17 protein-coding genes are annotated in these 23,086 nt (G+C 51.6%); 7 read left to right on the top strand and 10 right to left on the bottom strand.

Features of this window, described 5'->3' with window-relative positions; translation table 11 throughout:
• The first annotated feature begins 228 nt into the window (after window positions 1–228).
• Genes Pan161_RS09595 through Pan161_RS09585 form a run of 3 tightly spaced genes read left to right on the top strand, consistent with a single transcriptional unit; the run spans window position 229 to window position 5,694 of the window.
• On the top strand, window positions 229–3,309 hold the full coding sequence (locus Pan161_RS09595; protein ID WP_145226206.1) for a PSD1 and planctomycete cytochrome C domain-containing protein: 3,081 nt from the start codon (window positions 229–231) through the stop codon (window positions 3,307–3,309).
• Entirely contained in the window at window positions 3,302–4,759 is a 1,458-nt protein-coding gene (locus Pan161_RS09590; RefSeq protein WP_145226204.1) for a DUF1501 domain-containing protein, read from the top strand. Before Pan161_RS09595 ends, Pan161_RS09590 begins: the two co-directional genes overlap by 8 nt.
• Window positions 4,756–5,694 (top strand): alpha/beta hydrolase, encoded by a 939-nt coding sequence (locus Pan161_RS09585; RefSeq protein WP_145226202.1) that lies wholly within the window; start codon window positions 4,756–4,758, stop codon window positions 5,692–5,694. The genes Pan161_RS09590 and Pan161_RS09585 overlap by 4 nt, the downstream gene beginning before the upstream one ends.
• A 3-nt stretch (window positions 5,695–5,697) precedes the next feature.
• Here Pan161_RS09585 and Pan161_RS09580 read toward each other — a convergent pair whose 3' ends face one another.
• The 5 genes from Pan161_RS09580 to Pan161_RS09560 form a co-directional block, all read right to left on the bottom strand.
• Window positions 5,698–6,813 (bottom strand): prenyltransferase/squalene oxidase repeat-containing protein, encoded by a 1,116-nt coding sequence (locus Pan161_RS09580; RefSeq protein ID WP_145226201.1) that lies wholly within the window; start codon window positions 6,811–6,813, stop codon window positions 5,698–5,700.
• A gap of 206 nt (window positions 6,814–7,019) precedes the next feature.
• Window positions 7,020–8,408, bottom strand: a complete 1,389-nt coding sequence (locus tag Pan161_RS09575; RefSeq protein WP_232103678.1) for a DUF1501 domain-containing protein — start codon at window positions 8,406–8,408, stop codon at window positions 7,020–7,022.
• A gap of 40 nt (window positions 8,409–8,448) precedes the next feature.
• Window positions 8,449–10,995, bottom strand: coding sequence for a PSD1 and planctomycete cytochrome C domain-containing protein (locus Pan161_RS09570; RefSeq protein WP_145226197.1), 2,547 nt, complete (start codon window positions 10,993–10,995; stop codon window positions 8,449–8,451).
• 35 nt (window positions 10,996–11,030) lie between these two features.
• Window positions 11,031–11,975: a sugar phosphate isomerase/epimerase family protein gene (locus tag Pan161_RS09565; protein WP_145226194.1), complete on the bottom strand. Its 945-nt coding sequence runs from the start codon at window positions 11,973–11,975 to the stop codon at window positions 11,031–11,033.
• A 36-nt stretch (window positions 11,976–12,011) separates the two neighbouring features.
• Window positions 12,012–13,109, bottom strand: coding sequence for a LacI family DNA-binding transcriptional regulator (locus Pan161_RS09560; protein ID WP_197995803.1), 1,098 nt, complete (start codon window positions 13,107–13,109; stop codon window positions 12,012–12,014).
• Window positions 13,110–13,623: 514 nt separating this feature from the next.
• Here Pan161_RS09560 and Pan161_RS09555 point away from each other — a divergent pair.
• Window positions 13,624–14,100, top strand: a complete 477-nt coding sequence (locus tag Pan161_RS09555) for an MgtC/SapB family protein (RefSeq protein WP_145226190.1) — start codon at window positions 13,624–13,626, stop codon at window positions 14,098–14,100.
• Window positions 14,101–14,154: 54 nt separating this feature from the next.
• Here the strand turns inward: Pan161_RS09555 and Pan161_RS09550 are convergent, their stop codons facing one another.
• The 4 genes from Pan161_RS09550 to Pan161_RS09535 all read right to left on the bottom strand — a co-directional run bounded on the left by Pan161_RS09550 (window position 14,155) and on the right by Pan161_RS09535 (window position 17,740).
• Window positions 14,155–15,222, bottom strand: coding sequence for a sialidase family protein (locus tag Pan161_RS09550; RefSeq protein ID WP_145226188.1), 1,068 nt, complete (start codon window positions 15,220–15,222; stop codon window positions 14,155–14,157).
• 68 nt (window positions 15,223–15,290) lie between these two features.
• Window positions 15,291–15,716, bottom strand: coding sequence for a hypothetical protein (locus Pan161_RS09545; RefSeq protein WP_145226186.1), 426 nt, complete (start codon window positions 15,714–15,716; stop codon window positions 15,291–15,293).
• Between the two features lie 158 nt (window positions 15,717–15,874).
• On the bottom strand, window positions 15,875–16,786 hold the full coding sequence (locus tag Pan161_RS09540; protein WP_145226184.1) for a DUF1559 domain-containing protein: 912 nt from the start codon (window positions 16,784–16,786) through the stop codon (window positions 15,875–15,877).
• 228 nt (window positions 16,787–17,014) lie between these two features.
• Window positions 17,015–17,740, bottom strand: coding sequence for a FadR/GntR family transcriptional regulator (locus Pan161_RS09535; RefSeq protein WP_145226182.1), 726 nt, complete (start codon window positions 17,738–17,740; stop codon window positions 17,015–17,017).
• Window positions 17,741–18,058: 318 nt separating this feature from the next.
• Between Pan161_RS09535 and Pan161_RS09530 the strand changes: the two genes are divergently transcribed.
• Both Pan161_RS09530 and Pan161_RS09525 read left to right on the top strand, forming a co-directional pair.
• On the top strand, window positions 18,059–19,111 hold the full coding sequence (locus Pan161_RS09530) for a pyridoxal-phosphate dependent enzyme (RefSeq protein WP_145226180.1): 1,053 nt from the start codon (window positions 18,059–18,061) through the stop codon (window positions 19,109–19,111).
• 21 nt (window positions 19,112–19,132) lie between these two features.
• On the top strand, window positions 19,133–20,050 hold the full coding sequence (locus tag Pan161_RS09525; RefSeq protein WP_232103677.1) for a dihydrodipicolinate synthase family protein: 918 nt from the start codon (window positions 19,133–19,135) through the stop codon (window positions 20,048–20,050).
• A gap of 16 nt (window positions 20,051–20,066) precedes the next feature.
• Here Pan161_RS09525 and Pan161_RS09520 read toward each other — a convergent pair whose 3' ends face one another.
• The gene (locus Pan161_RS09520) at window positions 20,067–21,479 is read right to left on the bottom strand and encodes a neutral/alkaline non-lysosomal ceramidase N-terminal domain-containing protein (RefSeq protein WP_145226179.1); all 1,413 of its coding nucleotides are present in this window, start codon (window positions 21,477–21,479) and stop codon (window positions 20,067–20,069) included.
• 546 nt (window positions 21,480–22,025) lie between these two features.
• Between Pan161_RS09520 and Pan161_RS09515 the strand changes: the two genes are divergently transcribed.
• Window positions 22,026–23,000 (top strand): DUF1559 domain-containing protein, encoded by a 975-nt coding sequence (locus Pan161_RS09515; RefSeq protein WP_145226177.1) that lies wholly within the window; start codon window positions 22,026–22,028, stop codon window positions 22,998–23,000.
• Window positions 23,001–23,086 lie beyond the last annotated feature (86 nt).

Below are 23,086 nucleotides of genomic sequence, written 5' to 3'. Positions count from 1 at the left end.
TTCCGTACAATTTGTGTAAAAATATTGTGGTTGGAGACTGTTTTTCAGAGAAATTTAATTCTTTTTCAAATGCGTTCCTTGAAAACCCTTTGAAAACAAATCATGTCTGCTGTTTCTGCTGGTTTCTCTAGACCTGAGTAACGGTCGCACGTAACATGAAATTAAAGTCTCCACATGGTATTTTCCCTCTATCTCTCTCCCTGCCTTGAAAGACCGAATCGAGCGTGCATGCCTGATCTTTCCAAGCTGATCCTTGTCATTATATTGATCTCCTCAGGAAACGTGCTGCGCGCCGCGGACAAGATCAACTTCAGCCATGATATCCTGCCGATTCTTTCGGATCGTTGCTTTCACTGTCATGGTCCAGACCCGACACATCGTGAAGCCGATCTCAGGCTGGATCTGGTCGAAGCGGCGACTGAGAATCGAGATGGTACATACGCCATTGCACCGGGGAAGCCGGAACTCAGTGAAGTCCTGGCGCGGATTACCAGTTCGGATGCTGATCTGTTAATGCCGCCCGCTGATTCGCATCGCAAACCATTAACGAAAAAACAGATCGCAACTATCCGCCAATGGATCTCAGAAGGGGCACAATGGGGGAAACACTGGTCGTTCGAGGCTCCCGTCAAAGTAACTCTGAACGAATCAGAGGCGAAGCTGAATCCCATTGATGTGCTGGTGCAGCGCAGGCTTTCTGAAGAACACTTGAAATTATCACCGCGCGCAGCAAAACAGACGTTGATTCGCAGGTTGTCTTTTGATTTAACGGGACTGCCTCCTACGGTTCAGGAAGTAGATGCCTTTGTCAATGACAAGTCACCCGATGCCGATTTGAAACTGGTAAATCGTCTGCTCAAATCAAAACATTATGGCGAGCGGATGGCGATGTGGTGGCTGGATCTGGCACGCTACTCTGATACGGACGGCTTTCAGCAGGATTCTACCAGGACAAACTGGCCGTGGCGGGACTGGGTGATTCAGTCATTCAATGAGAATAAACCCTTCAATCAGTTTACGATTGAGCAGTTCGCCGGTGATCTGTTACCGAATGCGACGGACGAGCAGAAACTGGCGACCTGTTTTCACCGGAATCACATGACCAACGGAGAAGGGGGCCGCGATCCGGAAGAGTCGCGCGTCGATTATGTGATTGACCGGGTCAATACAACGGGGACAGTCTGGCTCGGATTGACGCTGGGTTGCTGTCAATGTCATTCTCATAAGTTTGATCCCATCTCGCAGACGGACTACTACAGTCTGTATGCATTCTTCAACAGTATCGATGAAGATGGCAAAGCCGGCAGTCGTGCGAAGCCGTATTTAAACTATCAATCTCCGCTGGCAGCACGTGCCGTCAAAGAAGCTCAGCAGGTGGTTGACGATCGCAGGCCACTGGAAGCGGCAGCACTTCAGCAGGCGAAACAGGAATTCGAACCATGGCTGATGGAACAGATGCAGCGGACACAGAAGGGGTTTACCGCCTGGCATCTGCCGGAACTCCGATCGGTTAATTCTGTTGAAGGGACGATGCTGACGGCAGAGAAAACGGGGGTGATTCAAAGCAGCGGTCCGAAACTCAGGCAGGATGATTATCGACTGATCGCAGCGACAGACTTACCCCGAGTCACCGGTTTAAGGCTGGAAGTATTTCCGCATGAATCTCATACGGCAGCAAAGTTGAGTCGCGGCGATAGCGGCGAATTTATTCTGACCGACGTGAAACTGCAGGTCCGTCGCGAAGGGAGTTCTCAGCTGAAAGATATTGACTTTGTCTCCGCGATTGCCGATGTGGAAAAAGATGTCAAAGGTCGTAACTACGGAAAAATCAAAGATACGCTCGATGACGATCCCCGGAACGGCTGGACGACCGAATCTCATGATCCACTGAAAAAACATGTCGCCGTATTCGAACTGGCAGAGCCATTGATTCTGGATAAGGGTGAAGAGTTGATCTTTGTGATGCTGCATCGGTCCACAGAGGGGGATGCGAATATTGGCCGTTTTCGTGTCATGCTGACCGATCAACCGGGGCCCGCTGTTCGATCGTTGGATCCGATGCCTTTAGAAGCACTCGCGGCTGCAAAAAATAACGAACCTGAAAAACTCGATCCGAAATTGAAGCAGCGACTGCTGGATCAGTTTCTGGTCGATCACGCGATCTATCAGCAGAGAAAAGCAGAGCTGGATCAGGCAAATACACAGCTGTCACAGGTGAAAAAGGCGGCAGGCGATTTGAATGTGATGGTTCTGGCAGAGCGCAAGGAACCCCGTAAAACATTTGTGCTGGAGCGGGGCGTTTGGGACAAGCATGGCAAAGAAGTTTCACGTGCCCTGCCCATTGCGGTTCTCTCTTTTCCTGCAGAGAAGACTAAAGACCGGTTGGATCTGGCAGAGTGGCTGGTCTCACGTCAGAATCCATTAACGGCGCGGGTTGTAGTGAATCACTTGTGGCAGAATTGTTTTGGAACGGGACTGGTTCGCACGCCTGGAGACTTTGGTTTGCAGGGCGAGTTGCCCACACATCCAGCGGTGCTTGACTGGCTGGCAGTGGAGTTGATGGAACATGACTGGGACCTACAACATATTCTCAGGCTGATTGTCACCAGCCGGACTTATCAGCAGCAGAGCAAAGTCACCGCGGAACTGCTGGAACGCGATCCGGAAAATCGTCTTCTGGCACGCGGGGCTCGTTTCCGTTTGCCCAGTTGGATGATTCGTGATGCGGCTCTGCAGGCAAGTGGACTGCTCAACCCGGCACTCGGGGGACCTCCGGTGATGCCTTATCAGCCACAGGGAGTCTGGACCGAAATGTTTATGGGCCGCTTCCGCTACGAACCCAGTCAGGGAGCAGCCCAGTATCGACGCAGTCTGTATGCTTTCTGGCGTCGTTCGAGCGCACCGACGTTTCTGTTCGACAGTGCACAGCGGCGAGTGTGTGAAGTACAGCCACGGCGTACCAATACACCGCTGCAGGCTTTGACGTTACTTAATGATCAAAGTGTTCTGGAATCTTCACGGGAACTGGCGCGAACGGCGATCCAGCAAAAGAAAACGGTTGAGGATCGACTGGATTTCATCGCACAGCATATTCTGTCGCGAGCTCTACAGGAGCGGGAGATGAAAGTTCTGAAACAGGAACAGCAGCAGTCTTTCACATTTTATCAGCGAAAACAGGAAGAAGCTTTAAAGCTGATTTCCAGTGGACAGCCACCTGTCGTAAACAAAGTTGCGCCCGACGAACTGGCTGCTTATATGGTGGTTGCCAGCATGGTCTTTAATCTGGATGAGGCGATCACCCATGAATAATCGATTTGAAAATGCAGCACTTGAGGAGACCCGCCGCTATTTTCTGGGGCGGGGAGCAGGCGTCAGCCTGGGGGCGATGGCGCTCGGTCTGTTAGAAAATTTACGCCAGGCTATCGCAGAACCGAAACAGAATCTCGGGCTGCCGGATCTGCCTCACAATTCACCACGAGCGAAGAATGTGATTTTCCTGACTCAGTCGGGCGGCCCTTCTCAGATTGAATTGTTCGATCATAAACCGGATCTGATGAAGTGGGCGGGCAAGGAACTGCCTGAGAGTATTCGTGGCGGACAGCGGCTGACAACGATGACCGCCAATCAGAAGCAACTGATCATGCCGTCCCGCACGAAGTTTAAACGGTATGGTGAGAGTGGTGCGACATTGGGTGAGTGGCTGCCTTATCATGGTGAAATCGCTGATGAGCTCTGTTTCATCAAGTCGATGGTGACTGATGAGATCAACCATGCGCCTGCGATGACCAAATTCCTGACCGGACACCAATTGCCGGGAAGACCCTCTATGGGTGCCTGGAGCAGTTACGGACTGGGCAGCGAAAATCAGAATCTGCCTGATTACCTGGTGCTGATTTCGAAGATGAAACGGCCCAGTGATCAACCATTGTATGATCATTATTGGGGCAGTGGATTTCTGCCCTCACAATATCAGGGCGTCAAACTCAGAAATGCGAAAGAGCCTGTGCTTTACCTGCGCGACCCTGATGGCATGCCTCGCAGTGTCCGTCGAGGGATGTTAAACGGAATTTCAGAACTGAACCAGATGCGACTGGAACAGACAGGTGATCCGGAAATAGAAACGCGGATTCGTCAATATGAAATGGCGTGGCGAATGCAGTCCAGTATTCCCGAACTGAATGATCTGAGTGATGAACCGGAATCAACGTTCGAGTTATACGGACCCGATTCACGACGTCCGGGAAGTTATGCGGCCAATTGTGTGCAGGCCCGGCGGTTGATTGAACGGGGCGTGCGGTTCGTGCAGTTGTTCCACCCCGACTGGGATCATCACAGTCGTTTGAGCTCGTGGTGCGTCGCCCGCTGTCGCGATACAGATCAGGCGAGTGCCGCGCTCGTCAAAGATCTCAAGCAGCGCGGTCTCTTAGATGAGACACTGGTAATCTGGGGTGGTGAATTCGGTCGCGGTGTAGCCGGACAGGGGAAGTGGGACAGTCCTGAAGGGGGGCGAGACCATCATCCACGGTGCTTCACCACCTGGTTGGCTGGCGGCGGCGTTAAAGCGGGGCTGACCTACGGTGCCACTGATGAATTCAGTTACAATGTTGCCGAAAACCCGGTGCATGTGCGTGATTTGCATGCGACTGTACTGCATCTGCTGGGCATCGATCATGAGCGATTTACTTATCGACATCAGGGATTAGATTTCAAACTGACGGGCGTCGAACCGTCAAACATCATCAAGGAGATACTGGCATGAGACGGTTCAACATAACATGGTTAATGGTGTTCGCGGCAGGCTTGAGTCTCAGTTCGCTGGTGGAAGCGCGCGAGCCCGACGCGGTGATTGATCTCTGGGAGCAGAACGCACCGGGAGAAACGACCCGTGAGACCGGCGTCAAACTGGACCGGCGAGCGAACGAAAATCCCCCGGCAACTCGCATCAAAGAGATCACACGACCTCAGTTGCATCTGTTTCAACCCCCGGCAGAAAAGCGTAACGGGTCCGCAGTCCTGATTTTTCCAGGAGGCGCTTATAATTATGTAGTGGCTGACAAGGAAGGCTCTGAAACAGCTGAATGGTTGAATTCTCTGGGAATCACAGCGTTTGTTGCGCATTATCGAACCAAGGAACCGCAGCCTCGCGCTCAGACGGATTCTCATCTGCCTCCCTTTTCAGAACGGCCTTTACAGGATGGACAACGTGCTGTCAGTCTGGTTCGCAAACGGGCTGCGGAATGGGGAATCAAGCCTGATCAGATCGGGGTGATTGGTTTTTCCGCCGGAGGTCAGGCTGCGGCTTTGATTACTACCCGATATGAGGAACGAGCCTATGCAGCAGCTGACGATGTGGATCAGGTTTCGTGCCGCCCCGATTTCAGTATGCTGATTTATCCCTGGCGACTGGTCGATGAAAAAACAGGGGAGTTAAACGAGGTATTGACGATCAATAAGACCACGCCGCCAACACTGATGGTTCATGCACACAATGACCATGCGACGCCCATCAGTAGTATTCTGTTTTATACTGACCTCAAGAAAAACGGCGTGCCCAGTGAGCTGCATATTTACGAGAATGGGGGCCATGGTTACGGGATGCGACCCGTCGATGAATCTTACGTCGATACCTGGCCGGATCGCGCCACAGACTGGCTGCGACAGCGATCTCTGGCGAATTCGAGTACAAAGGACTGATCGTCAGTCAGCCGCTGGCGTGGGTTCACAGTTCTTCAACGCGAGCAGCGAATAAGCGGTCACAAGGTTCGGGTCTCCTTCAAACCAGCGATTGGATTTGGAGTTGACCCAGCTGCCGTTTTCCTGCTGGATTTTCAACAGGTGACTGGCAAGTTCTTTGCGCCAGTCGTGTTCCTGGCCTGTGCTGTCTTTGACCTGTTTCAGCTCCGCAGTGTCGAGGGCTTTGGCAAACAGCTGGTAATAGTAGTAGAGGCCGTTATCTCCCATGCCGGGATTGTTTTCGACGGTGTAGTTTTTCTGAATCCAGTCAAGGGCTGCTTTGACGCGAGGATCTTTGGGAGTCAGCCCGGCGTAGATCATGCTTTTCAGACCGGCATAAGTCATGCTGCCATAGGAGCGGAGGCCTCCATCTTGATTTTTTCCTGAGGGTGAGGCACCGCCGGCTGAGACATTATAATAAAAACCTCCGTCATTGACTTTGGCGGCAGCCGGGGAAGTATTGAATTCGCTTTCGAGATTCTGACAACGGGAAACGAAAGTGAGTGCTTTCTGAATATCGGGATCATCGGCTTTCGCGCCAGCGGCTTTAAGGGCTTCAATCATGAAGACGGTATTCGACAGATCAGGGCGGCCTCCATCCGGACCATAACCTGCGCCACCATATTCCAGGTCGCTGGGTTTGACGTCTTTGCTTTCGTCAAACTGCAGGCTGCGGAGAAACTGTTCTGCTTTTTTGATCTGAGGCGTGTACTTGCCTGACTGGTTGGCATCCTGTAACGCCATCAAGGCGACAGCCGTTTCATAACCGGAGTGCTGGCTGCGGGCAGAGCAGATACGGCCATCTTCCTGGCAGAAGGAGACCAGTTTTTTTAATGCCTTGTCTACTGTCGGGTCGCTTAGCGGAACTCCTGATTCAATCAGAGCAGATGTGACCAGAGCCGAGATTCCCGCCGCTTCACTGAAGGTCCAGGTGCCATCTTCGTTCTGTGAGTTCTTTAAGAAGTTGATCGCTTTGTCACGCGATGCTTTTAGCTCTGCTGCATCCGGGCCTGCTGCTGAGAGAGGGCTGACATTCCAACAGAGACAGCCGATAATCATCAGGCGAAGAAACCAGTTCATTTTTAATGCTCCAGAATATGATTACTGAGAGGTGTTTTTCTTAAAGAAGCCGCAAAAGCTGTTCCGATTTGAGATGCGGCAGCCCACTTCAGTATAGGGAGACAAAATTCAAAAGTCAGTGATTTTGTTTCAGAAGGAGCGTTGAAAAAAACATCAGTGCTGTCGAAAAAAACGCCAGCCGTTGCCTGTTTTACAGAAATGAGGTTTTAGGAGTGGAGTATTTGTTTGACGACGTGTCCATGCACATCGGTCAGTCGGAAGTCACGACCTGCGTGGCGGTAGGTCAGTTTTTCGTGGTCCAGTCCCATGATATGCAGAATGGTGGCGTGAAAGTCGTGCACGTGCACCAGGTCTTTCACGACATAATTGCCGATGTCGTCGGTCTGCCCGTGAATCACGCCGCCGCGGACATTGCCGCCAGCGAGCCAGCAGGAAAAGGCTTCCGGGTGATGGTTGCGCGATTTGGTTCCTTTGCCATCCTGGGCCCAGGGAGTTCGGCCGAATTCGGTGCAGAAGACCAGCAGCGTATCCTGCAGCAGGCCGCGTTGTTTCAGATCCTGTAGTAAAGCGGCGACCGGCTGGTCGACACGGCGGGCATATTTTTCGTGGGAAGCGATATCGCGGTGGGCGGCATCCCAGTTGTCTCGGCAGGCACCGACGGCGTCGATGATCTCGACAAAGCGGACTCCCCGTTCAACCAGTCGACGTGCCATAATACATTGCGCGGCGTAGCTCGACTGATCTTTTTTGTCGGCACCATAAAGTTTGAGCGTGGTACTGCTTTCTTTTGATAAATCAAGTGCTTCGGGAGCCTGTTTCTGCAGACCGGCGGCCGTGGCGAACGTCGACATGCGGCCTGCCAGTTGGGCATCGTGATCACGCTGACTGAAGTGACGCTGATTCATCTTTCTCAACAAAGCAAGTTCCAACTGCTGACGAGACTGTGAAGTGGGCGACTTGAGAAACGGGATCGGATCATCGCCGGGAACCACGCGTACGCCTGTATTGGCAGCGGGCAGGAAGTTGGAGTCCCAGAGCTGGGGACCATTGTAGGGACGATGTTCTGAAATGACGACATGCGAAGGCAGATTCGGGTTGAATGATTTCAGCCCGTAACTTAACCAGGCACCGATACCGGGCATGGCGGCTGTGGTGCTGCCTGTATGCAGTTGGAGCGTGGCTTCGCCGTGATCGCGATGATCACAGTTCATCGAGCGGATGAGAGCCGTCTCATGCATGATCTCGCGAATGTGAGGAAACAGGTCACTGACTTCCGTACCACATTCCTGATTGGGGCGAAATTTCCATAGCGGCGCTTTCAAGTAGCGTTCGACAATTGGCTGCCCGGAGACGGCGGCTTTGTTTTCATCACCGATTGACTGATCATGTTGTCTGGTCAGTTCGGGTTTGGGGTCAAACGTGTCAACATGCGAATAACCGCCTGACATGTACAGCATGATGACATGTTTGGCTGCCGGGCGATGATGAGGCAATTCCAGACCTGCGGACAGTGTTATCGGCAAGGCGAGCCCGGCGGCTGTACCGAGTCCTGCCTGCAGAAGCTGACGACGTGAGGATAAGGATGAGTCGTGCATTAGTTCGAACCTGATCGTTTTCAATTCCAGACGTTAAACATTAATCGATAAAAAAGAACTCGTTACTCGTGAGCAGGACTTTCGCGAGCCCTGCCCAGGCAATCTGGTTGGTTTTCGTGTCTTTATCTGATCGTTCTGTTTTTAATTCCTCGCGATAGTATTCCAGAAACTGCGCTGCTTCTGACAACTCTGCAGCGGTCGGGTTGCGACAGAAGGCGAGCTGGTACGCCTGAATGATCTGCGATTCTTCTGTCGCTGCTGCCTGTTGGATTCGTTTGCCAAATGCTGCTGCCAGTTCGGGAAGGAGTGGTGCATTCATCAGGTAAAGCGCCTGTGTCGGCAGATGGGAGCTGTCCCGAGTTCCCGAAGTTTCATTGGTTTCCGGTCCATTGAATCGTCCGAGGAACGGGTGTTTATAGAGTCTCTGCGTCATCAGATAGACACTGCGTTTCTTGGTAGGAAAGTCCTCATGGAACGGACGATTCAGGCTGTATCCTTTTTTGTGCCAGGGGATGAAGGGATGCGGTCCCCCCTGTTCGCGATCAAGTTCGCCAGAGACTGAAAGCAGGGCGTCTCGGATGGATTCGGCATCCAGCCGTCTACGGGAATGCTGCCAGAGATACACGTTGTCTGGATCACGGTTCATATTTTCGGTGAGATCACGGCTGTCGAGTCGATAGACGCGGCTCAACATGATTTGACGATGCAGGGCTTTGAGCGACCATTGTTGTTCAATCAGTTGACCGGCGAGGTAATCTAGCAGTTGCGGGTGAGACGGGGTATCGCCGAGGACACCAAAGTTATCGACTGTTTTGACGAGCCCCTGTCCGAAGTGGTGATACCAGAGCCGATTGACGATGACGCGTGCGGTCAGGGGATGTGCCGGGGCGGTGAGCCAGTCGGCCAGTTCTTCGCGACCGGATTCCGTTTTATCGATCTCCGGTTTTGAATTGGAGATGACGTTGATGAACTGGCGGGGAACGATGTCTCCTGGATTTTCCGGATTGCCGCGTCGATGCAGTCGGGAGTGGTGGGGCTTGCCATCGATGACCGCATACAGCATTTCCGCGGGAGGTTCTTTCACCATTCGGGCTTTTTCGGCTTTGAGCCAGGGTAAACCGTGCAGCATGAGTTCCCTGAATTTGCCTTTGTGTGTCGCCAGAAGTTTCTGACGGCGCAGTTCAAGTTTGTCTGTCGGGTTTCCCGCTTTTTTCGCTGCTTCGATTTGAGCGGTGACTTCTTTGTATTCTTCGAGAGTCGGCTTTAACCAGGGACGGAAGTGATTGCGAATCTGATGTTGATAATAGCTGAGCAAATCCCAGTATTCGTCGATTTTCTGTTGCGAGTCGGGATCGTTCTCTGCAGAGACGAGTTGTGTGGGTGAGGGTTGATTGGAAGCACCCATGCTGGGATAAAGCGTGCTTTCAAAAATACCGTAGAGGCCGTAGTAATCGGTGGCCAGCATCGGATCGAATTTGTGGTCATGACAGCGTGCACACTTTAAAGTAACGCCCATGATGCCCCGCCCGACGGTGTCGATGGTATCATCGATGGTCAGGTTCTGGTCTTCATAGCGTGTATTTCCGAAGCGTCGAGAGAGCGCGATGAAGCCTGTCGCGATTTTGAGCTGCTGTGCCTGTTTTGGATCGGCTTCCCGTTCTGCCAAGATATCTCCGGCGAGCTGGGCTTTCAGAAACTGATCATAGGGGAGATCGGCGTTGAACGCATCAATGACCCAGTTACGATAGAGGTACGCGCCGGGAATGGGGAAATCACCCACATCGCCCTGTGTGTCTGCATAGCGCGCGACATTGAGCCAGTGACGTCCCCAGCGCTCGCCGTACGCCGGTGATGCCAGCAGTCGATCGATGACCTTTGCAAACGCTGTCTGATCAGATGCCGTGTCGTTCCGGAACTCTTTGACTTCCTGTGGCGTGGGAGGCAGTCCTGTGAGATCGAAGGTAGCGCGTCTGATTAAGGTTCTCCGGGGAGCGAGGTCGACCGGTTTAAGATTTTCTTTCTGCAGTCGTGCGTAGACAAAGCGATCTATGGGAGATGCCGACCATTGGGGATTGTTGACGGCGGGGGGAGCGACTGTTGTTCGCGGTAGAAAACACCAGTGTGAGGTAGTCAGTTTCTGTGCTTTGTTTTTTTGTGATGTCGGAAGTGGTTTTGGTTTTTCAGCAGGCCAGGGAGCACCCCCGTCAATCCAGCGTTTGAAATGGGCAATGGTTTCCGGTTTCAGTTTCTCCTCTGCATCAGGGGGCATTTTCAGAGCTTTGTGTGTCCGCTGGATGGATTGAAACAACAGGCTCTGTTGCGCATTTCCGGGAAGAATCGCGGGGCCGTAATCACCGCCTTTCATGAGAGCTGCGCGAGAGTGGACGGCAAGAGTACTTTCGGCGTCGGCATCACCTGAGTGGCAGTCCGCACATTTCTCGATCAGCACAGGACGAATATGCTGTTCGAAGAATTCAAGCTGGCTGGCATCAGGCTTCACAGGTTCTGCTGCGCGCACAGAACAGAGCAGACTGAAAGATACTGCCAGTGTCAGAACAAGTCGTTGAATTTGTTTGTGCTGAGTCATAGAGGAATCATTTGTGCTCAAGTTCTGAAAATGGTTTAACCTCGTGCAATTCCCGCCTGTTTGAAAGCGGGGGCCAGGTTCTGGTAGCAGGTTTTAGCAGCAGCAACGGGATCGTAGCCTTTCTGGCGGAAGACCATACTGCTGACTTCGCAGCAGATATCTCCCCGGTAGCCGCCTGCGACGGCCAGTTTAAGCAGGCGAACGTAGTCGATCTCACCACTTTCACCGGGCAGCGCAAAGCTAACCTTACCATTTTTCATGACAGTGTCTTTAACCTGGATGAAACTGGTGTAAGGCAGCATGGTTTGCAGCGACTCTTTCAGAGAGATATTTCGATGCGTAAAGTGGCTGTAGTCATAATCGAGGCGAATCCAGGGGCTGTTGATCTGTTCGACCAGCCAGACTCCCTGGTCAGGGTGATCCACTACTCCGCCCCGATGTGGCTTGACGGCGATGATGGTTTTCGTACTGGCGGCGACTTTGGCCCATTCTCCCAGGTTATCTCGCATTTCATTTTTGAGGGCATCCCATTTACCACTGCCGGCTACTGTTTCGATGAGTGGTGGCTGTGCTGGTCGCAGATCATGTCCCAGTTCGGCGGTCTGTTTGAGGCGTTCGATTACTTTCTGCTGACTGGCTTTGGAACCGGTCAGGTTACAGTGCTCCATTAATGAAGTCAGTTTTAAACCGGTTTCGTCAAGTGTTTTGGAGACTGCTGCCCGACGTTCGGCATTCAGTTTGGCAGGTGTGGCATCCCAGTCATCCATGAGAGTCAGTTCCACCGAGTCATAGCCGATGTCGGCGACGATGTGGAGTGCTTCTTCGGTTTTCATGTGGGGCATGCCATACAGGCTGAAGCCGAGCGTGAGTTCCGGTTTGGCTGGTTTTTCTGCCTGTAATCTGTTGAGCCCCAGTAGACCAGCGGTGCCGGCACCGGCACTGGCGGTGGTGAGAAACTGACGTCTGTTGAGCGGCTGCATATCGGGATTTCCTCAATGGTTGCAGAATGATGTAAGTTAGCTGTTGAGCTGGCGGACTGATTCGCCTGGAGTCAAATGTGGTTCGAGAGTTAAGTCAACATTGGCAATGGAGTTGTACATTGTCAGGCGGGTTTCCAGCTGCCGGACTGCCAGGCGACCGATGTCATGCGCGTGAATGTCAAACGTGGTCAGTTGTGGATACAGGCCGGTAATAAATGCGTGGTCATTGTTGCCTGAAATGACACTGATCTCTTCACCCACTTTGATTCCGCGGCGGGCCAGAGATCCATAGACGACAGCCGCGACACTGTCTGCTCCTGCGAAAATCGCTGTGGGACGTTTGCTGGCATTCAACAGTTGATCAACCAGATGCTGTACGGCGTCTGTGGAAAGCGGAGGTTTGATCGGCAGTTTCCAGCCGCGGGAGGGAGGATCGACAAAGCGTTGCACTTCCAGTCCACGCCGCATCGCCTGTGAGACGAAACCGGTTTCGCGATTCATCATAATCAGGTGATCTGGTTTAGGACTGAGGAAGGCGACATGCTGGTGTCCGTGATCGGCGAGATAGTCGGCTGCTTTTGCACCCAGTTGCACATCGTTGGCGCCGACACAGTCACCCCAGCAACCTTGTGGCCGTCCGAGGAGCCAGACCGACGGGATGTTTGAGAGTCGATCCATTAACGTTCTGTTTGATTCGATCAGCATTTTTCCCTGCAGGGCACCTATCAGAAACAGGCCATCCGTCTGGTTGAAATCCAGGTGAGCAGGGACAGCCTGCAGGTCGGGGATATGGGCGATCTGAAAACGAACGCCCAGTTCGGAGAACGCGTCTTCAACGCCGCTGATGGCAGAGCTGACTACCGGGAGGGAGATCAGGGATCGATCCAGACCTAAAGAGACGACGAGCAGTCGTTTACCAGTCAGGATGCTGGTGGAGTTGTGGCTGGTCTCCCTCTTCGGGCGTCGACGCCGGAGCGGGCGATAGTCTAAAGACTCAGCGACCTGGCGAATGCGTTGTTTGGCTGCATCGCTAATCGAGGGATCGTCTCGCAATGCACGGCTGACAGTGCTGACTGCGCAATCGGCTGCTTTCGCGACCGTCTTGACTGTGACGAGTTCAGCAGTTTTACTCACAGGGGGCCTCGTTGGTGTAATGATCGTTAATAATTGATGTGACGCAAGTAAATGCATATAACCGGAAGTTGCGTGTTATCGAAATACGCTGTTTGCTCGCTTTACTCTTGTAGATAAACGATTGAGTGATAGATGTAAAGTGGATTTAAAACATATGTACTAAAATTGATGAAAATCGAGCGCAGAGAGAACTAAGAATGAATTACGCAAATAGTGTTTAATTGCATATGTTTGTTTTGATGTGTTTGGGTGGGATGACTGAATTAAATGAAGATACTGTCGAGTGTTTTGGGGCGCAGTCGTATCCGCAAGTGAGATTTGTTTTGCCAGAAAGGCTTTCTCTTTGAAGCTAAGTTGAACGGGACCCTGTATTGTGATAATCCAAAGTTATTCGAAACTTGATAAGTCTCTCAAGTTGAGGGATCTGATACTGACATCGGGTATTGAAACGGATAGCCCTGCGATGGGAAATTGACTGTTTTGAATCAGGAACATGAAACGTCAGGTATGAATTATGGATTGGAAATTAGAATTGATGTTCGCAGTACGTGCTTTCGTCGCTGCGGTATTGGGTGGTTTCATTGGCTGGGAACGCGAATGGCATGGACGTGAAGCCGGTATACGAACTTATGCTTCGGTAGCGCTTGGCTCGTGCGTCTTTGCCCTTGTCTCGTCGCATATTCCTGGAGCTGATCCATCACGACTCGCTGCAAATATTGTGACCGGCGTAGGTTTTTTAGGTGCTGGTATCATCCTGCGGGACCGTGGTCGGACGGTTGGATTGACGACTGCGGCGACCATTTGGTCGACTGCCGCCGTGGGGACTGCTGTCGGTTTTGGGATGTATCTGCTGGCGACGCTCACTTCTCTCATTATTTTTGGAGTGCTGGCATCACATCATTTCCCAGGCTGGAAAAAGTCCTCTGGAAAAGGTGTCGAAGATACCTCGGCTTCAAATGAATTTGACAGCAGAGAAGAATCAGAGGGTTGATAAAATAAGAATCGAAATCAAGCCTGGTGCACTTCTTTTGAAGTCGTAGAATATTTATTCTGCGATGAAATCGGCTTCCTTCAGGGACAAACGGACGGGGCCCTGCATCGTTGTAATCCAGAGTTCTCCGGGTGTGACTTCTGTCACGTAAGGATAGGAGACGCGGTTTTCGTATTTCTTTCCGGCTGGTGTCAGATCGCGGGCAATGACCACCGGTTCGCTCCAGGTTTTGCATTCATCGTCGGAGAAGGCGATCGAGAGTTCTTCGCGTCGACCGCGTTTGTGTTCGGGGTCACGGAAACGGTTCCAGAGCATCACGATCCGTCCACTTTCCAGCCGCTGCAGGATCGCAGGTGAACTGCTGGCAGGGATCTGCGAAGGACGAATGGTACGCCAGGAAGCGCCTTCATCGGTGGAGAAGGCTTCCCAGAAGCGTCCGAATTTCGTACGGATCAAAGCGTAGATACGTCCATCCTTCAGTTCGACGATCGTCCCTTCCATGGCTCCGTCATGATCGCCGGAGCCACCCAGGTCAATCATGTTGCTATGGTTCCAGGTAGCCCCTTCGTCATCAGAGTAATAGGTCAACATCACGTGTCGACCCGGGTTGGCGATGGCCTGGGAGACAACAACAATGATGCGACCAGAGCGGGTCTGAATGATGCTGCGGACAGCGCCACACCAGCCATGATCCTGCAGGATCTGAGGCGGGAGCCATGATTTTCCGTTATCGGTACTACGGACAATGTACACGGGCAGATAACAGTCGGATTGCGGACCACCCTGTTTGTCGTTCCAGTGGAATTTCCGTTCAGCCAGATTCATGTAGGCGAGGACGATGGTTCCTTTTTTAGTCTGAAGCAGCGCGCGTTCGTTGCTGGTATGGAACTTTGCTGGTTCCTGATACAGGGGCGTGGGTTCCCAGGTTGCTCCCTGATCGGTGCTGAGTAAAGACTGTTTAGTGTCCGGAGCAAGCAGGCTGCCATGCTGGAGTTTAATGAAGGGGCCCAGATGCTGATGCGGCAGTTTTTTTGTCTGGGGGTGATTCCATTCTGCCTGTGCAACTGCTGACGCAAAGCAAAGTGAAACGAAGAAGCAGGTCATGATGAAGCGCTGTGGCATTTCTCTGGGCCTTGATATTAATTGAGGAGTAATGATTCCAGATGTAAGGTGTCGTTCGATTTGTTGAGTCAGTCTTTCAATTCAAAGTCAACAGTGAAGGGGGCGTTGCCTGCTTCCACGGTCGCTTCGAGCTGGGAGTCTTTATAATATTTTTCGGGAACTTTGATGGCAGGTTTGGTCGCTGCATCCATTTCCCCGAGTGACATGCCGGTGGTATCGTCAGGAAGAATCGGAGTGCCTTTGATCTCGACGCGATGTTTTCCGAGCGGGACTCCCCCTTTATTGATGACTTCGTATTTGCCGTCACGGATTTTTCCCGCAGCAATGGGGCCAGTGGGTTGAGGGAGAAAACGAATGACGCCTCCCTCAAGTGGGGTGCCATTGAGGGTAACTGTTCCCGTGACAATGCGGCGGTCGGGGGCATCGCCGATCCCTCCACAGCCTGCCAGCAGCAGAGTGATCAGAATGTATAATCCAATTCTCAGTTCAGGCATTTCTGCCTCCTTTCGACAGATTGATCTGCTCTGTGATTGTGAGCTTAACCGTTGATTCCCGGTAGGCTGGTATTAGCTCCGTTTCACTGTAGCGGCTCCGGTTCCCTTTGGATCAAGTATAATGGTACGAGAGACGCTATGGTTAAATGTGATGCGCTCTAGAATTCACCTACAACTTCGCGTCCATTTCGGGTGCTAATTCCGGAGAGTGTGCCTTGATCGACGTTTTCCGAGATGAAGCGAACGGAGCCATCGCCGAGCACAAAATGGGCTCCACCAACGTGAAAGCTGGAGAATCCCTGGGGGCGAAAAGCAAATGTGCCCCCGCCAGGAACAGTGTCGATGCTGTTGATACCGTTGCTGGTGTCGAAGACATCGTAACCGGTATAAGAGTTACCGTTGAGACCGGAAGAGGCTAGAGAACCTGTAACTTCTCCGACCATCAGTGTGTTGCTGGCACCATCAATGATATCACGCATTTTGACTCGCGAGATGGCAAACAGGACGCCATTACCCACCGAAGTCGGACGCACACCGGAGCCACTGTTGCATTTCCAGCTGATCGAGTCGGCAACGCCTCCCATATCGGTTCTACCCATACCGTTTGGTAGCGCGCCGGCAAAAGCGCCTGCCCTGTTGACGATGGTATCAGGTTGTGGGTTACTGGGGCAGAGGAAGGGCTGAACGGGAGCAAGGCAGGTACTGGAATTGAAGTTTGCTGGTACGAAGGGAGTCGAGCCGGAAAAGTTGAGGTTGTTGTAAATATTTGACTGATCGAGATAAGGTAGAATTCGCACGCCCCAGGAAAACAGATGGGCACCCGAGTAGCCACTGCATCCTCCACTGATGCCTGCCCCGATGGGAAAGGCAGTAAATGTGTCGTGGTAATTATGCAAAGCCAGTCCGACCTGCTTGAAATTGTTTTTACAGGATGAGCGGCGGGCCGCTTCGCGGGCCTGCTGGACCGCAGGCAGCAGGAGGGCGATCAGGATCGCGATAATGGCAATCACCACCAGTAACTCGATTAAAGTGAATCCACGACGTCGTTTTTCGTTATTAATCAGCAACATTGAATCGTCTCCATCAAACGAAGCTCAGAAAATATAAACGATATAATCACCCTGGCACACAGGTGCATGTTATAATGCGAGACGGAACACCATTGGTTCTGTCTGAGGTCTGCAGGAATCAAATTCATCAAGCTGAAGCTGTTGTTTTTTGTTCCGATATTCGCGCCGGAAGTATCGTAGTTTCTATTTCTGTATTCTGATGTCAGAGCGACTCACTCGTCTCCGTTCTTACTGGGTCGGTGCTTTTAATTGAGGTTTCAAATGGTCAGTCAGATGTCTGGTGGCCTGATCGGTATCCCGGTCGGCAATCGCGTTGGCGATCCATTCATGTTGCCGGAGTCCCTGCAGCGTGGGGGACTGACCATACAGGTCACCAGCATGAAAATAATCCAGCAGGACCCCATGGAACTGCTTGACAAAGTTACCATGCGAGGCTGCCAGAATCGTCTGATGAAATAGACAATCCATCTCTTTATATGCTTTACTGGTCCCCTTAGGGTCCTGCTTCATTTTTTTCATCACGCGTTTCATTTCCGAGACGATGGTCTGCAGGCGGATGATTTCTTCTGAAGTGATCAGCTCGACTGCCAGTGCGATCGAGCCGATTTCGATCACGGCACGTAACTGCTGTAACTCCCGCCAACCCTGGGGGCTGGCTACCTGGGGGACCAGCGCTTTTCTGAGTACATTGGAAAAATTATCCGCTTCTGCTACACAGAGACCGCGTCCCTGTCGCCCAATGACCACGCCCAGACCTCTGAGGGAGCCAACAGCTTCACGAACAACCGTTCGGGAAACACCAAACTGGTCTGCCAGTTCTGCTTCCGTTCCCAGTCGATCGCCTGGAGCCAGGCGATCGCTGCGAATGCGTTCACAAAGATGGTCTGCGAGTTCGGCACTCAATGTTTTGGATTCCGTTGTTGAAACTGAGATATCTTCACGCGATACTTCCATCGGTTAACTGCTTTCCTGTGAGCGCGATAGATGACAGTAGAAGGGTATTTAAAATGAAAGCAGGACAGCCCGTTAAAATCTGGTTTGAAATTCCAGAAGAGGTGTTCATTGTCTCTGCTCTCGCATTATACTATAAATCGAAAGATTATATGACAATCTGATTTATTATCATATAACCGGTTATAAACGCGTCAAGACTTTTCATGAAGTTTTGACGAATATTACTGATGTCGAGAGCGGGATTCTGATTGAATAGCTCCTCATGGTCTCTGTGAGTCATGCGGTATCCCGGTTGGCATCTTTGTTAGAGGAAGTGTTATGAAGTCGGCGTTTTTTACGCTGGGAGAAGGGAATACGCCTTTGATCAAATCGCGTCGAATCGGTCCTGACGCGGGACTTGATAACTTATATTTCAAGCTGGAAACGGTGAACCCCACTGGTTCTTACAAAGACCGCTTTGCTGCTGCTGCCATGACAGACATGCTGTCTCAGGGGAAGAGTAGAGTGGTGACCTGTTCGAGTGGAAACGCAGGTTCGGCGTTGGCGGCATATTGTGCGGCAGCAGGAATGACTTGTCAGGTTGCGGTATTTATTGGCGCTCCGGAAAACAAATTGAAACAGATGCTGGCGTATGGCGCTACGGTGTGGCGCATTGAGGGGTTTGGTGCAGATCCACAAATTTCGGGGAGAGTATTCAAATATCTGAAACATCTGGGAGCCGCCGCGAAGACAGAGCTGCAGGTGAGCAGCTATCAGTATAGTCCCACCGGGATGGCGGGAGTCGAATCCATAGGTAAGGAGCTGGTAGAACAGCTCTCTGAAGAGCAGGGGATCATCGATCATCTGTTCTGCTGTGCCGGAGGGGGAGGACTGTTGCTGGCAGTCTATCGCGGATTTCAGGCAGCCCTTCGGGAGCAGCAAATTGAACGCTTACCGTCGTTTCATTGTGTGCAGCCCGTGGGAAACAATACGATCGCCGGCCCGTTACGTGCGGGAAGTGATCGTGCCCAAACCTGTCAGAGTACAACGAAGATTGGTGGTCTGCAGGTGGCCAATGTACTGGATGGAGATGATGTGATTACCGCCTGCCGGGAAACCGGAGGCAGAGGATATCTGGTGGAAGACGAATATGTATATGAAGTCCAGGCGCTGCTCGCGCGCCAGGAAGGCATTTTCTGCGAACCTGCTGCAGCGGTTTCACTGGCAGGTGTGTTACAGTCAGCCGCCGAGGGTAATATTAAGAGTGAAGAGACCGTTGTCTGTGTGATCACAGGCAGCGGGTTTAAAGATCAGGAATCGGTTGATCGCATGTTAGCTGAAACAACCTGTCCTGTCATTTCCTTATCTGAATTTATCGAACAGACGGCTTAATTCCTTATTGAGAAAGTTAAGATGATGACCCATTCATTGAAAATGATTACGGCTTTAGGAACACCTCTGACAGCGGAAGAGGATCTGCATTCAGCGGGGTTGGAAGCCCAGATTCGGGACCAGCTGGCGCATGGGATCAATGGCTTTCTGGTCGCCGGGACAATGGGGCTGATGCAGCTGCTGAAAGATTCTACGTGCCGACAGCTTGTGGAGCAGAGCGTGCAGTTCAATGCGGGGCATGCCGAGCTGCTGGTGGGAGTGGGGGATACCAGTTTCGTACGTACGCGTGAGCGGATACGGATGGTTGAGGATTTTGCCATTGATGGAATCGTGGTGATCTCCCCCTACTTCCTCAAGTACAGTCAGAGTGATCTGATTGATTACTTTGAGGCGCTGGCCGATCTGAGTACCAGGCCGGTGTTTCTCTACGATCTGCCGCAAACAACGGGTACGAAACTGGAGGTGGAGACCGTTCTGCAACTGGCGAAGCATCCCAATATTCGAGGGATTAAATGTTCGGATCAATTCACGACGATTCGTCCTGTGATCGATGCCGTGGGTGAAGAGTTCCGCGTAATCGTCGCGCAACCCAATCTCATGGATGTGTTATTGCAGGCAGGGGTACGCGAACATCTGGATGGAATTTATATTGTAGTTCCGGAGTGGATTGAAGCGATGGTGGAAGCGACTCTTGCCGAAGACTGGAACCGGCTGGCGCAGGTGCAACAGGATCTGTCGGCTTTACTGAAATTGCTGACGACTTTCTCTGCACCCCTGTTTTCGACGGTAACGACTCTGATGAATTTGAGAGGCATTCCCGGCAACTTTGCACCGCAGCCGATGCGACCTGTGACTGCAGCAGAACGGGAGCAACTGCGCGCCCATCCGCTGGTACAAAAGGTACTGGCAGGGAAACCAACCTCTGCGGTCGAAGCATAAGTTGATGCGAACTGATTTAATCGGACTTGGGTTCAACCTGTTTGACCAGTTTGTCAACACTGTTTGAAATCAGTGTCTCTGTATCTGGTCCCCAGCGATAAGCAGGACGACCATATTCATACAGGTTATAACCTCCTTCGTAGCCCCCTTCGAGCCAGACCCTTTTGGAGGGGATGTAGGAGATCATGTCATCTGCATAACCGCAGACCCAGGTACCCGGACCGAATTCGCGTTTGAATTTCAATGCGTAGTCAACAACCGTTTCCGCACCCATGCCGATCATCAGCATTTCGCTGCCCAGTCGCCAGGCATGGAGCGGGTAAGGATAGGCGGAAGGGAATATTTCTCCGGCGTCCAGTTTTTTCAGCAGTCGTTCAGCCCAGCGTTTTTTGATGGCACTGCTGCTTTTCAGGTCAGCTTCCAGATCAGCACGGGTGACGGTTTTCAGATAGGGGAGGTCAACGTATTCAAACGCGGTCGATAATCCATCTGAGATGGGTTGTAGTGGTTTCTGCAGGACTTCTTCCACAGCGACTGCCAGCATGTGTCCATATTTTTCACAGAGCTCGACTTTGCGTCGGGGGAGTGGGTTCTGGTCTCCTCCACAGGTGTTGACGAACATGGCTGTGACGCCGGGATGTTTCTCTTCGAGTTCCAGCTGGGCAAAGCCGGGATAATCACCGCAGACTTTGGTGAAACTGAGTGTCGTGGGGTGACAGGCATAACCAAACAGAACGGCATCCAGTTTGCCATCGGGGCGCGTGACTGTCATAACAGGAACATTATGGTCGACGGGGCCGACCAGTTCCTTACCGGCTTTGATGAGATTGGGAATATCGGCTTCGCGATTATTGCGACGGTTGACGGCGAAGGTGGTGTGACCTGTGCCCATTTGCAGTCGGGCAGGGGCCAGGTTTTTCAGCGACTCGCCGATCATCTCTACGGTTTTAACAACCATGCGGTCGGTGTATTCATTGACTAGTTTGACCTGCATCGGGTCGACGGGATAGTAATCGTAAAGGTCATCACCGAGGCGAGGGCCACAATGATTGTGTGAGAAGGTAAACATGATCTGCTGGCGTTCCAGCTGGAACTTCTGTTTGATTTCTGCGAAGACACGGTCGCTCATGCTGCGAGGCACACCCTGAAAATCACTGGTGATCAGCACGGCCCGATGACCTTTGTCATCTTCCAGAGCCAGCGCTTTCATCCAGATGTCATGCAGCTTTCCATCCGGTAGTCGTTTCGAACCATAGCCGGCGAGCCAGACGCCGGTTTGAGGTGTGATGACTGCCTTGGCGATACCCGCTTTCCACTGTGTGGCGGCCTGGACTTCAGATTGTCCAGAATGAAAAATGCTGACGATCAACAAACTGAACCAGATCGCGAGTCTGGCAGTTGACTCCAGGTTTGCGGTCAATATTTTCATGTGGTTTTCCTTGTGAGCTGATCCTGATTGTTAACACGATTGGGTCTGTGATGCACGAGCTTTCTAATGTAAGTTAAGAAAGGCGGTGTCGCAAGTTGGAAGTGAATTTTCCCTGCAAAACAGCAGCAGCCAGGAAATCGGATTTGGCATCATGAACGATCATATTTTATGGGATGCGGAGGTCATCCTGGATTGATACGTAGGGGTATAGTTTATGTATAAACTAATATTTAGCTTTGTTGAGAAATGCGTGTTCACTGTTAATGCACTGTACGGGATCTCTTTTTTTCAACTACTCTGTGAATAAAAGAATTCTACTAGTTGCCTCAAACCGATAAAACTATAAAATTCACGACAGATTAACGAAAGAAGAGTGCTGCTTTACTTGATTCTGTTTTCAGTGTGTTGGTGTTCCCTCCAATTGTTAAGCCATTCTTATCCGCCCTGCTTTAATCTATTAAAGCGGTAAACCTGGGCTCTTATTTCAATACCTGTTATTCCGGTATTGTCTCTATTCATATTTCTATTGTTAAAAGGGTTGAACTCATGAGATCGAAGAACGTCTCACTCAAGCGAGGTTTTACATTGATCGAATTGCTGGTGGTCATTGCCATTATCGCGATTCTGATTGCGCTGTTACTTCCCGCTGTCCAACAGGCACGTGAAGCAGCCCGTCGGAGTACCTGTAAAAACAGTCTGAAGCAAATTGGACTGGCGTTGCACAACTACGCCGATACACATCGCACCTTTCCTCCGGGAGCTGTGTGGTATGGTATTGGTTCAGCGCCTGCCGATGGGCGGCATGCTAGCTGGGGAACCACCTGGGTTGTTCAGGTTTTGCCATTCATGGATCAGGCTCCTTTGTACAATAAATACAACATGACTTTGCCTGCTCAAAGTGCGAATTCAAACACCTCGGACAGCGTACTTCAGGCGAAGATTCCGATCCTGCGTTGTCCCTCTCAACCAGGCATTGATCGTTATTTATTGACTCAACCAGCAGATGGAAACTTTTCCAAAATTACCTATGCTGGTTCTGTCGGCGCTGGTTCGAGTTTGAACATTTCCGACTTCAACAGCACCCGCCGTGGTATTTTCAGTCCGATCGCCCAGAACGGTGCCAAAATTCGCGATATTACTGATGGTACCTCTAATGCAATCATGCTGTCGGAAATCGTAGTGGGAACCAACACGGGTGACGACAAAGGTGCCTGGGGCTGGTGTACCGGAGCCTTGTTCAGCGGGAGAAACAACAACGGTATCCTGACTCCCAATACAACCAGGGTCACTGATGGTACTCCTTATGCTTCAAATAATACTACAGATAAGAATTTTAATCGGCGTAATAATGCAGACATCACAGGTGCCGGTGCCGGTCAAGGGGCACGCAGCTTCCATGTGGGGGGTGTGCATGTGACATTGGCTGATGGTTCGGTACGATTCGTCTCCGAAAATGTGGATCAGAATACTTATCTGAACCTGCTGTCGATTGACGATGGAAACGTACTTGGTGAGTATTAACCAATAAGACGTACTGAAACTATAGCATGAATCTGCAGCTCCCGTGTTTTACATTGGAGCTGCTTTTTTAAACAAAAACAGGAACA

Origin of the sequence: Gimesia algae (assembly GCF_007746795.1) — a bacterium.
Taxonomy (GTDB): Bacteria; Planctomycetota; Planctomycetia; order Planctomycetales; family Planctomycetaceae; genus Gimesia; species Gimesia algae.
The sequence above is the reverse complement of the archived record's forward strand: the minus strand, read 5'-3'. Positions and strand labels throughout refer to the sequence as shown.